The sequence below is a fragment of the Nocardiopsis halophila DSM 44494 genome (assembly GCF_000341245.1).
Classification (GTDB): domain Bacteria; phylum Actinomycetota; class Actinomycetes; order Streptosporangiales; family Streptosporangiaceae; genus Nocardiopsis_A; species Nocardiopsis_A halophila.
Genome location: NZ_ANAD01000122.1, coordinates 1 through 11067, shown reverse-complemented (window position 1 = coordinate 11067; position 11067 = coordinate 1). Strand labels below are relative to the sequence as shown.

The 11067-nt window shown below is 73.9% G+C and carries 10 protein-coding genes and 1 pseudogene; 5 read left to right on the top strand and 6 right to left on the bottom strand.

All coding sequences use genetic code 11. From position 1 onward, the window contains the following. On the bottom strand, window positions 1–1136 hold a 1136-nt coding region (locus D450_RS0114620; protein ID WP_017539410.1), incomplete at its 3' end, for a glycine cleavage T C-terminal barrel domain-containing protein. Window positions 1137–1428: 292 nt separating this feature from the next. Between D450_RS0114620 and D450_RS0114615 the strand changes: the two genes are divergently transcribed. Next, window positions 1429–1872, top strand: a complete 444-nt coding sequence (locus tag D450_RS0114615) for a methylenetetrahydrofolate reductase C-terminal domain-containing protein (protein WP_017539409.1) — start codon at window positions 1429–1431, stop codon at window positions 1870–1872. Next, entirely contained in the window at window positions 1869–2804 is a 936-nt protein-coding gene (locus tag D450_RS0114610) for a methylenetetrahydrofolate reductase (RefSeq protein WP_017539408.1), read from the top strand. Before D450_RS0114615 ends, D450_RS0114610 begins: the two co-directional genes overlap by 4 nt. A 118-nt stretch (window positions 2805–2922) precedes the next feature. On the opposite strand, the gene D450_RS0114600 is transcribed toward D450_RS0114610, so the two are convergent. Continuing rightward, window positions 2923–3966, bottom strand: coding sequence for a CPBP family intramembrane glutamic endopeptidase (locus D450_RS0114600; protein ID WP_017539406.1), 1044 nt, complete (start codon window positions 3964–3966; stop codon window positions 2923–2925). A 169-nt stretch (window positions 3967–4135) separates the two neighbouring features. Here D450_RS0114600 and D450_RS0114595 point away from each other — a divergent pair, with 169 nt between their 5' ends. Together D450_RS0114595 and D450_RS0114590 are read left to right on the top strand one after the other, a co-directional pair. Then, window positions 4136–5446, top strand: coding sequence for a sensor histidine kinase (locus D450_RS0114595; RefSeq protein WP_017539405.1), 1311 nt, complete (start codon window positions 4136–4138; stop codon window positions 5444–5446). Then, the gene (locus D450_RS0114590; protein WP_017539404.1) at window positions 5443–6180 is read left to right on the top strand and encodes a response regulator; all 738 of its coding nucleotides are present in this window, start codon (window positions 5443–5445) and stop codon (window positions 6178–6180) included. Before D450_RS0114595 ends, D450_RS0114590 begins: the two co-directional genes overlap by 4 nt. A gap of 45 nt (window positions 6181–6225) precedes the next feature. Here D450_RS0114590 and D450_RS30245 read toward each other — a convergent pair whose 3' ends face one another. Then, window positions 6226–6711 (bottom strand): nitroreductase family deazaflavin-dependent oxidoreductase, encoded by a 486-nt coding sequence (locus tag D450_RS30245; protein ID WP_039820526.1) that lies wholly within the window; start codon window positions 6709–6711, stop codon window positions 6226–6228. Between the two features lie 299 nt (window positions 6712–7010). Beyond that, on the bottom strand, window positions 7011–7622 hold the full coding sequence (locus tag D450_RS30240) for a TetR/AcrR family transcriptional regulator (RefSeq protein ID WP_017539402.1): 612 nt from the start codon (window positions 7620–7622) through the stop codon (window positions 7011–7013). Window positions 7623–7859: 237 nt separating this feature from the next. Between D450_RS30240 and D450_RS30235 the strand changes: the two are divergent. Next, a pseudogene (locus tag D450_RS30235) lies at window positions 7860–9457 on the top strand (MFS transporter). On the opposite strand, the gene D450_RS30230 reads toward D450_RS30235, so the two are convergent. Next, window positions 9355–10062, bottom strand: coding sequence for a LysR family transcriptional regulator substrate-binding protein (locus tag D450_RS30230; protein WP_241483158.1), 708 nt, complete (start codon window positions 10060–10062; stop codon window positions 9355–9357). The pseudogene D450_RS30235 and the gene D450_RS30230 overlap by 103 nt on opposite strands. A gap of 2 nt (window positions 10063–10064) precedes the next feature. After that, the gene (locus D450_RS34675; RefSeq protein ID WP_241483157.1) at window positions 10065–10418 is read right to left on the bottom strand and encodes a LysR family transcriptional regulator; all 354 of its coding nucleotides are present in this window, start codon (window positions 10416–10418) and stop codon (window positions 10065–10067) included. Window positions 10419–11067: the final 649 nt, after the last annotated feature.

The window sequence follows — 11067 nt, the reverse complement described above, 5'->3', positions numbered from 1 at the left end:
ACCACGGCGGGGACCTGGCCGCCCGGCCGGTGCCCCGCCAGCTCGGTCCCCAGGGACGCCAGTCCGATCGGCACCATGGCGAAGCCGATGTTGCGGTCCAGGCGCGGCGAGTGGCAGGCCGAGGTGACCTTGCCGACCGGGCCCTCGGTGGAGCCGGGCTCGTGCACGGGGAAGACGTCGATCATCGAGCCGTCGTTGTAGGAGCCCAGCGGCTCGCCGCCGATCTCCAGCCCGACCAGCTTGCGGGAGATGCCGGTGTCGCGGATGCGGGTGAGCGCCTCCTTGCCGATGAAGTCGGCCTCCTGGTCCAGGTCGACCATCCAGCTGACCTCGTAGCCGTAGCCGACCTCGAAGGGGTTGGTGTCCAGGCCGATGTCGCTGCCCCAGGCCAGGATCCCGCCCTCGATCCGGCGGATGTGGCAGGGGCCGATGACCTGGATGCCGTGCGGCTCGCCGGCCTGGAGCACGGTGTCCCACAGCCGCACCCCGTCGCGGGAGGCGTCCATCAGGTAGATCTCGAAGCCCAGCTCGGAGGTGTAGCCGGTGCGGGAGACCACCACGCGCATGCCGTCGAGCTCGAACTCGCGGCAGTAGTAGTAGGGGACGTCCATGACCTCGGGGCCGAAGAGGTCGACCATGACCTCGCGCGACTTGGGGCCCTGGACCTGCACCGGGCCCACGTCGGCCTCGCGGATCGTCACGTCCATGCCGGAGTTGTGGGCCAGGCCCTGGGCCCACAGCAGCACGTCGCTGTCGGCCAGGGAGAGCCAGAAGCGGTTCTCCTCGAGGCGCAGCAGCACCGGGTCGTTGATGATCCCGCCGTCGGGGGCGGTGATGAAGACGTACTTGCACTGGCCGACCGCGCACTTGTTCAGGTCGCGCGGGACGAGCATGTTGGTGAACGCGAAGGCGTCGGGGCCCGTGATCTCGATCTGGCGCTCCACGCCGACGTCCCACAGGGTCACGCCGTTGACCAGGTGCCAGTACTCGGCGACCGGGTCGCCGTAGTGCCGCGGGTGGTAGGTGTGGTTGTACACGCTGTACTTGGCGACGCCGTGCCTGCGCGAGGCATAGAAGAACGGCGACTTCCTGATCCGCGGGTACAGCAGGATCTCCGGGTTCTCGTTCACGGCCATTCAGGGCCTCCAACCACTCCGATGCGCAACGAGGATCGCCATGCGCAACACACAGTCCCCCGCGCGCGACGGCGCTGTCAAGAACCGCGGCCGCTGGTTAGTTCCGTCTTACGCAACGGACATCCATTGACGCAACGATTCCGCCGATCTTACGCTGTAGTCGAGCGGTCACGTTCCTTCATGTGAACATCGTTGCATATAAAGCAACACTCATGCCAGAGACGTCGGTCGGCGGCCCAGACCACCGCGCGACGCCGATCCCCGCCGTACGGCGCACGGAACGAGGCGGACCATGGCCACACTTCTCGCCACCATCGAACACGCCGTCAAGAAGCCCGTGTGGGACTGCCGGATGTGCGGCCAGTGCGTGCTGCACTCCACCGGCTTCACCTGCCCGATGACCTGCCCCAAGTCCCTGCGCAACGGCCCCTGCGGCGGTGTGCGCGAGGACGGGGCGTGCGAGGTCGACCCGACGATGACCTGCGTGTGGGTCAAGGCCTACGGGCGCGCGCGCCGCCTGCCCCCGCCCCTGCGCGACGGCGTCGACGAGCTGCGGGCGCCCGTCGACGTCCGGCTGCAGGGCACCTCCTCCTGGGCCAACCTGGCCACCGGCCGCGACCGCCGGCGGCCCGAGGGGTGGGAGGCGGCCGAGCGGGCCGCCGCCTCCGGTGCCGCCCCGCCCGCCGCCGTCGGCCCCGCCGAGGACGCCCAGGACGCCGAGGGGGTGCCGAATTGACCCTGGCCGAGCTGCTGACCGCGCCCGAGCCGTACCGGCCCGCGGTCACCGCCGAGTTCCCGGCGCTCGACGGCGGCGGGCTGGAGGCGGCCGCCGCGCACGCCTCCCGCCTGGCGCCCTACGTGGACGCGGTCAACGCCACCGACAACCCGGCGGCGCACGCGCACGCCTCCAACGTGGCCGTGGCGGTCGCGCTGTACCGCCTCGGGCTGGAGCCCGTGCTCCAGGTGGCCTGCAGGGACAAGAACCGCCTGGCCGTGCAGGCCGACATCGTCGGCGCCGCCCTGCACGGCGTCACCAACGTGTGCTGCATGACCGGCGACGACACCACGGCCGGCGACGAGCCCGAGGCGCAGCGCGTGTTCGACCTGGACGGGCCCCAGGCGGTGCGCACGGCCGCCGTCCTGGCCGGCGGCCGCTACCTGTCCGGGCGGCCCCTGTCGCCCGCTCCCCCGCTGTTCATCGGGGCGGTGGAGAACCCGGGGGCACCGCCGTTCGAAGAGCGTGCCAAGCGCGCGCTGAAGAAGGTGCGGGCCGGGGCGCGGTTCCTGCAGCTGCAGATCTGCTACCGGCCCGAGCGGATCAGCGCGTTCTGCGAACGGGCCGAGGCCGAGGGCGTCACCCCCGCGGCCGCGCTGCTGCCCACCGTCGCGCTGGTCAAGGGGGCCCGCGCGCTGCGGTACATGGACGCCAAGGTCCCGGGGATCAGCGTTCCGCAGGAGGTGGTCGAACGCGTGGAGAACGCGTCCGACGAACGGGAGGCCTCCTACCAGGTCTCGCTGGAGCTGGCCCGCAACGCCCTCGCCCAGCCCGGAGTGCGGGGGCTGCACATCACCGACTTCCGCCACGACGACACGCTCGGCCGGCTCTGTTCGGACCTGGGGCTGCCGACGATGCGGACCGCCCAGGGCGAGGACGCCATGGCGGTCTGAGGCCGGATAAGGGCGGCACCACCGACGGCCCGGCGGTGCTCGCCATGCTCGACGACGCCTACCACCGCCCGCCCGGCCTGCTGGTGCGCGTCCGTCCGCACCGGACCACGGCGGTCTCCTACGACGACGAGTGAGCGGCGGCCTCGCCGCGCCGCAGCCACCACCATGCCGCAAGGACCATCGCGGCGAGGGCACCGGTCGCGGGGAGCCCTTCGAACAGTCCGGCGAAGCCCACCCCGCCGGTGTAAAGGGTGGGCTCGGGCAGGTGGACGACGACCGCGCCGACGGCCTCGCTCAGGGGCCACAGCCCCTTGCCGTCGGCGGCCGCGTCCGGGATGGCGACGGTGAGCGCGGCCATGGGCAGGATCAGGGCGGCGGCGTGGAAGCCGACCGCCGCCCACAGGTTCCCGGTCCGGAGCGTGACCAGGGCGGCGAACACCGCCCAGAGGAAGATGTTGAGCATGAGGACCCAATGGGCCTCGTGCGGCTCGCCGCCCGCCAGGTAGAAGCCGATGAACGTGAAGTGGAACAGGGAGAAGAAGACCGACGAGAGCAGGACGCCCGCCGTCCGTCCCCAGCGCGCGCCGACCGCCTGGAGCATCCACCCTCGGAAGAGCTGCTCTTCGATGCCGATCATGACGATGCGCACCAGCAGCATGTACACGGCGCCGACCGCCACGGCCAGAGGGCCGTCGCCCCCGAAGCGCCACACCCCCTCCACGTGTGCGATCCCGCTCGCCAGGGCGATCCCGACCCACGCGGCGATGAACACCATCGCCGCCGCGGTCCCCCACAGCAGGCCGGCGAGCGCCCTCCACCGGAAGCCGAGGCCCGTGGAGGCGAAGAAGGACCGCCGTTCATAGAAGCGCAGCCACAGCCAGAGGGGGACGTAGGGCAGCAGGACCTGGACGGGCAGTGCCGCGACGCCCAGGGCGATCGCCGCACCGGATCCGGCCTCCTCGGCGAAGCGTTCCACCGCCGGGAGCGTGAACAGCAGCGACGGCAGGAAGCCCACCAGGTAGAGCAGCTGCGTGAGCGGGATCGTGGCCAGGGGATGGGTGGTGCGCGCCCCGGAGGCGCCGGCTCGGACGAAGGCGTCGCCGGCACTCAGGTGCGGGCCGTCCTGGGGCGGCGGGACCGAGGATTCGCTGGTGGAGGACATGGCAGGGACGGTAGGGGCGGGCGCCGCCCCTCCACATCGCGCGCGGGATAGATGACGGTTACGCCGCCTGCCTGGGTATCTGCCATGACTTCGGTCATGGGGCAAGAGGTGACCCGGGCATGACCCTGCTCCTCCTCTGAGACTCTGGGACCGCTGCTAGCTTCGAGCCATGAGCGCGATCGAACGAGCGGGCCTGCACGACGCCGCGCGCTGGGCGTCGCTGTCGGGCGGGCGCGCCCCGCTGGTGCTCCACCTGGCGTTCTGGGGGGCCTACTCCGGATTGCTGCTGCTGGTCGCGGTGACGCTCGTGTCCGGTTCGGGCGCCCCTCCCCCGCCGGACACGCCCCTGGGTCAGGCCCTGGAACTCCTCTTCGTCCTGGGGCTGGTCCCGGCCGGGGTCCTCTGGCCGCTGCTCAGCTGGACCCCTGGCGCACATGGGATCCGCCCCAAGGCGCTCTCGCTCTCGTTCTTCGCCTGCGCCGCCGCCGTCATCCTGGGGTCGGGCAACCTGCTCGTACAGATCCTGCTGATCATCGCCCTGGGCAATGTCGTCGTCGTCCTCGGCGCCCGGGCCGCCCTCGCCTGCTCGGCCGGGCTGACGGCGTGCGCCTTGGGCCTCTTCGCCGTGCAACCCGGGATGCTCGCCAGAGGCGTGCTGGAGACGAGCGTCATCCTCTTCCTCTGCGCGGTCACCGTGATGGCGTTCAACGCGCTCCTCGCCGCCCAGACGCGCGCGCGGGAAACGCAGGAGGTACTGGCGGAACTGGAGTCGGCGCACTCCGAACTGCGCCGCTATGCGGACCGGGTCAAGGAGCTCACCGTCGCCGAAGAACGCGCACGCATGGCGCGGGACATGCACGACTCCATCGGCCACTACCTGACGGTCCTCAACATCGGACTGTCCAACGCCGAACGCTTCCGCACCGCCAAGCCCGACGCCGCCTGGCAGGAGGTCGCCGACGCCAAGCGCCTGGCCCAGGAGGCCCTGGCCGACACCCGGCGGTGGGTCCGCGCGCTGCGCCCGCTCCAGCTGGAGGGCAAGGCCGGGCCGGAGGCCGTCCGGTCGCTGGCCGAGGCCTTCTCCGGCGGGGGCTCGGCAGGCGCCGACGTGCGCTTCACCTGCCGCGGCGACTGGCCCGAGCTGCGCGAGGAGGTCGAGCTGGTCTGCTACCGCGTGGTGCAGGAGGGCCTGACCAACGCCGTCCGGCATTCGGGCGCCCGCGGCATCGAGGTGGCGGTGGAGTGCACGCCGGACGGGGTCACGGCCTCCGTGGTCGACGACGGGCGCGGCCCCGGCGCCGCGGCGCCCTCCGGCGCGGGCGGCTTCGGGATCGCGGGCCTGCGCGAGCGGGTCGAGGCCGTGGGCGGCACGCTGGAGGCCGGTCCCCGCGGCGGGGCCGGGGACCCCGACGGGAACGGCGGCGGCTTCACCCTGCGCGCCCGGCTGCCCGCCCGGCGGACGGCGGAGGTCGCCGCGTGAGCACACCCGGGGAGGAAGGGCGCCCCGTCCGGGTGCTGCTCGTCGACGACCAGGTGCTGATGCGCCAGGGACTGGCCAAACTGCTGGAGATCGAGGAGGCGGTCGAGGTCGTCGGCGGCGCCGCCGACGGTGTGGAGGCCCTGGAGGCGCTGGCGACCGCATCGGGGACCGGCGCCTATCCCGACGTCGCCCTGGTGGACGCGCGCATGCCGCGCATGGACGGCGTCGAGCTGATCGCGCACATGGTCCGCGACCACCCGGCGGTCGCGCCGGTGGTACTGACCACCTTCGACGACGACGACTTCATCTTCGGCGGCCTGCGCGCGGGCGCCAAGGGCTACCTGCTCAAGGACACGCCGCCGGAGGAGCTGGTCGCCGCGGTGCTCCGGGCCTCGCGCGGGGAGACGGTGCTGGGCGCGGCCGCCGCCGAACGCCTGGTCGCCGAGGTGCGGGCCGCTCCCCCGGAGGCCCCCGCGGCGCCGGAACCGACGGCGCCGGAGGTCGGCGGCCGCGGGGCCCCGGGCGGCCAGGCGGCGGGCGGGGCGCTGTCCGAGCGCGAGGCCGAGGTGGCGCGCCTGATCGGCGAGGGCGCGACCAACCGGCAGATCGCCCGGCGCCTGTTCATCACCGAGGGCACGGCGAAGAACCATGTCTCCAGCATCCTGCGCAAGCTCGATCTGCGGGACCGGACGCAGCTCGCCGTATGGGTGGGGCGGTCGGGCCTGGGCGGCTGAGGGGACGAACCGGCGGGGCCGACGGGTCTGGCGGAATCCGCCGGCTCAGGTCCGCCCCTCCGCCGAGGACTCCACCGGCTCCAGGACGACGACCGCGGTCTCGTTAGGGCGCCGGGCCGCATGGGCGTCGATGTGCTGCTCCAGCTCGCGCCACCGTCCCCAGAGCCGGTCCCGTTCCTCACCGAGGGCCTCGCGTGCGCGTACCGCGCGCCGGCCGTCGGCGAGCTGGGCCGTGGCCACGGGTGTGGCCTGGAGGTTCAGCCACCAGGCGGGCTCGGGCGCGCCCCAGCCGTTCATGGCGAGTGCCACGAGGTCCGGGCCGTCGTGGAAGTAGGCGAGGATCACGCTCCTGGGGCGGCCTGTGCGGCGGCCGATGGTGGTCAGCCGCATCGTTCCCCAGCGGCCAGGCGCGGGGTGCCAGAGCCCGGACCTGCCGCGGGTGATGCGGTAGAGGGCGCGGTGCCCTTTCCAGAACAGGCGGATGATCCACCTGGGCGGAATCGGTGGGGGCCGCGTACGCCGCTTGGACACGGGGACCTCCCGGTGTCGTGGTGACGCGACGGTATCCCAGGACCGTTCCGCCGACCAGGTGCGGTGGTCGGCCTGTCACCGCCACTGCGCGCCGGGCCGGCGGGGTCGACTGAGACGCCGGGCGAGAACGCCCGACCGGCGTGAGAACCGCACGGCTCGAACGGGACCGAACAACACGATCCCCCATCAGCGATCCGGGGGCTCCACCCTGTGACGGACGTCCCGCGCCGCCCGCAGCGCGGCAAGGGCGACGGCCGGAACCGGTCGCGCCGGGGCGAAAGGAGGCGAGAGGGCGGGCGTCAGCCCGTGCCCCCGGTCCCTCCGGTGGGCTCTCCGGCCGCCTCCTCCCCGTTCCCGCCGCGGCCGGGCCGCTTCGACCGGTCCGCCTGGGCGGTCAGCCGGTCCATCACCTGGCGCAGCAGTTCCGGGTCGGGCTGGGCCAGGCCCGCGATGGAGGACAGGTACAGGCCGTCGCCCACCAGGCGGACGGTCTCGGCCAGCACCGGGTCGTCCAGCTCCTCGTGGAGCAGGCGCGCCCACTCCTCGAAGAAGTAGCGGACCAGGTCGCGCGCCTCGTCGGTCATCGACTCCTTGCTGCGCAGCGCGGCGATGATCGACCAGTACAGCTCCGCCTCGTGCTTGGAGGACGGCAGCGAGGTGCGCAGGAAGGTCCGCACGACGCCCTCGCCGCTCTCCTCGGTCTCGCGGAACTCCTCCTCGGCGCGGTCGGCCAGGCGGCGGATGAGGCCGGTCATCATCGCGGCCTTGGAGGGGAAGTGGTAGAGGAGCCCGCCCTTGGAGACGCCCGCGGCGGCGGCCACGGACTCCAGCGTCACGGCGGAGAGGCCCTCATCGATCAGGATGCCTTCGAGCGCGTCCAGGATCCGGTCGCGCGTGGTACCGGTGCTCACCTTTGACACTGTACCGGCTGGACGGTACTGTACCGTCTGGACGGTTCAGAAGATCGGACGGTGCCGCCCCCGCCCCGCACCGGGGCGCATCCCCCGAGACGGACGGCCGACGGACCGTCGATCGGAATACATAGGATGATCGGCCCGTTTAACCGGCGCACCGCCCGATCACCGCGGCCGCACGCGGCGGCCCGCGACGCACTCGCTCCAACGCGACCACGACCTAGTAGAGGGACCATGACTTCCGCCGTTGCCGGGCCCGGAGCGCCCGACGACACCTCGAACCGGCGGCCCGCCCGGGCCGGCGCCCGCGAATGGGCCGGACTGGCCGTACTCGTCCTTCCCGTCCTGCTCATCGCCGTCGACATGACGGTGCTCGGGTTCGCCGTCCCCTACCTCACCGAGGACCTGCGCCCCACCGGCGGACAGCTGCTGTGGATCGTCGACATCTACGGCTTCGTGCTGGCGGGGCTGCTCATCACCATGGGCTCGCTCGGCGACCGCATCGGGCGCCGCCGCCTGCTGATGATCGGCGCCCTCGGGTTCGGCCTCGCCTCGCTGGCCGCCGCCTTCGCGCCCACGCCCGAGGTGCTCATCGCCGCCCGCGCGCTCCTGGGCATGGCCGGGGCGACGCTGATGCCCTCCACCCTGTCGCTGCTGCGCAACCTGTTCACCGACGACCGCCAGCGCCTGCTCGCCATCGCCATCTGGGCCTCCGGGTTCTCCGCCGGCAGCGCGCTCGGGCCGATCCTGGGCGGCTGGCTGCTGGAGCACTTCCACTGGGGGTCGGTCTTCCTGATCAACCTGCCGGTGATGGCGGTGCTGCTGGTCGCGCTGCCGCTGCTGGTGGGCGAGTCCAAGGACCCGAACCCCGGGCGCCTGGACCCGCTGAGCGTGCTGCTGTCCCTGGCCGCGATGCTGCCCGCCGTCTACGGCGTCAAGAAGCTCGCCGAGCACGGCTGGGACCCGGCGCCCGCCGCGGCGCTCGCCGCCGGCCTGGTGCTGGGCGCGGTGTTCGTGCGCCGGCAGCTGCGGCTGGCGCACCCGCTGATCGACGTCCGCCTGTTCGCGGTGCGCCGGTTCAGCGTGGCGGTGGCCACCAACCTGATGATCGTCTTCTCGATGGTCGCCTCGCTGTTCTTCCTCACCCAGTACCTGCAGCTGGTGCTGGGGCTGAGTCCGGTCACCGCCGGGCTGGTGCTGGTGCCGGGGCTGGCGGTGTCGGTCGCCTCGAGCTTCGTCGCAGTGTCGCTGGCCCGCCGGATGAGCCTGGGGCGGGTGCTGGTGCTGGGCCTGGCGCTGATCGCCGCCGGGTTCTTCCTGGTCACCCAGGCCCCACTGCAGGGCGGCGCGCTGCTGATCGCGGTGGCGTTCCTGCTCATCGGCACCGGCATCGGGCTGGCCGAGACGCTGACCAACGACGCCATCCTCACCGCCGCGCCGCCGGCCCGCGCCGGCGCCGCCTCGGCGATCTCCGAGACCGCCTACGAACTGGGCGGGGCCCTGGGCGTGGCGCTGCTGGGCAGCGTGCTCACCGCCGCCTACCGGATCGGCCTGCCGGACGTGGCCTCGNNGAGGCCGCCCGCCAGACGCTGGGCGGGGCGGTGAGCGCCGCCGAGGGCCTGCCGGGCGGGACGGGGACGGCGCTGCTGGAGGCGGCGCAGTCCGCCTTCCTCGACGGCATGCACCTGACCAGCGCGATCGCCACGGTGATCGTGGTGGCCGCCGCGGTTCAGGCGGGGCTGCTGCTGCGCCGCGACCGCACCCCGGCCTCGGGGGCCGGGTCCGGCTCCGGCTCGGGGGCCGCCGCGTCGGCACCGTCCGCCGACGCGTGAGGGCGCGGCGCCCGCGGGGAGGGCCCCGCGGGCGCCGCGTGCACGGGGACGGCCGGGCCCGGCGGCAGGGCGGCGTCCAGCACCTCCTGGAGCGGGACGGTCCGCGCGAAGGCTGCGAAGTCCCGGGCCAGCAGCGGCTCGGGGGCGTTCTCGGGGACCACGATGCCCACCTCGCGCACCCGCTCGGCCCCCTCGACCGGCAGCACGCGCACGCCCTGCGGGGGCGGCGCCGAGCACAGCCAGGCGTGGGCCACCACGCCGCACCAGTCGCCTTCGGCGACGTGGGTGTACAGGGCGGGCAGCGCGTCGGTCTCCACCTGCACGCTGGGGCGGCCGCCGTTCTCGGCCAGGGCCGCCTCCATCGCCCGCCGCACCCCGCCGTCGCAGGTCATCCCGCACAGCGGGACGCCGGCCAGCTCCTGCCAGGCCACCGAGGCGCGGCCGGTGAACCGGCCGGGGCAGGCCAGCACCACGCCGCGCTCGGCGTAGAGCCGCACCGCGGCCCCGCGCGGGCGCCCGGAGACCGCGCCCAGGTGGGCGACCCCGCAGTCGAGGCTGCCGTCGGCCAGCCCGCGGGCGATGTCCTCGGCCGGCAGCGCGCGCACGCTCAGCCGCACCCGCGGGTGGCGGGTGCCGAAGGGCGCGNGACGGGGGCGGCCGCCGAGGGCAGCACGCCGATGCGCAGCCGCCCGGTGCGGCCCTTGCGCATGGCGCCGACCTCGGCGTCGAGCAGGTCGCGCTCGGCGAGGATGCGGTGGGCCCAGCGCAGCACCCGCTCGCCTTCGGGGGTGAAGCCCTCGAAGCGGTGGCCGCGCCGCACGATGCGGATGTCCAGCTCGGCCTCGAGCTTGCGCAGGGCGGCGGACAGGGCGGGCTGCGACACGTGGCAGGCGCTGGCCGCACGGGCGAAGTGGCGTTCACGGTCCAGGGCGGCCAAGTACTCCAGCTGGCGTATCAGCATCCACGCTCCTCTAGGGGCGAGGCGCCGGGGCCGGACCCAGGGGTTGCCCGGCCCCGGCGCGGAACGGGCGCGCGGTGGCCGACCGCGACGGGTTCAGCGCAACGCGCCCGCCGGTCCCGTCAAAGAGAGACCGATCACACATTCTGCTGTGCCGGAGCGGCCCGCGCCAGACATTCCCGCCGATTCGCCCGCCTTTTCCGGCGGGGCGGAGCGCGGAAGGCGGCGGTCCCCCGGCCTGGCGGTCGGGCGCCGGGTACCCGTCGGTACAGGGGGTGTCGCGACGAAGAGCCCGCGGGTCCCCTCGGTAGCGCTGCCGGGCGGCAGGCCTGCGGCCACCCACCGGAGAAGACGGCGACGGCGCAGGAGGTGCCCCGCTCCGGGCTGCTGACCGGGTGCCGGGCAGTCGGAGTGCAGGGATGAGCGCGGCGACGACGCAGCGCGGCGGTTTCCAGGCCTCGCCGGTCGGCCGCCGGGCTTCTCGCGGTCCGGGCGGGGGCGGCGACGGCACGACTGGTACCCCGCTCGCGGGCCCCGGCTGGCTGACGGGCTGTTGGAGTGCAGGGAGTTGGGCAGCGACGAAAGGGCGCGGCGGTTCCCCGGGGACTCCGGTCGGCTGCCGGCTCGCCGGTGGTCCGGGAAGGAGAAGCGT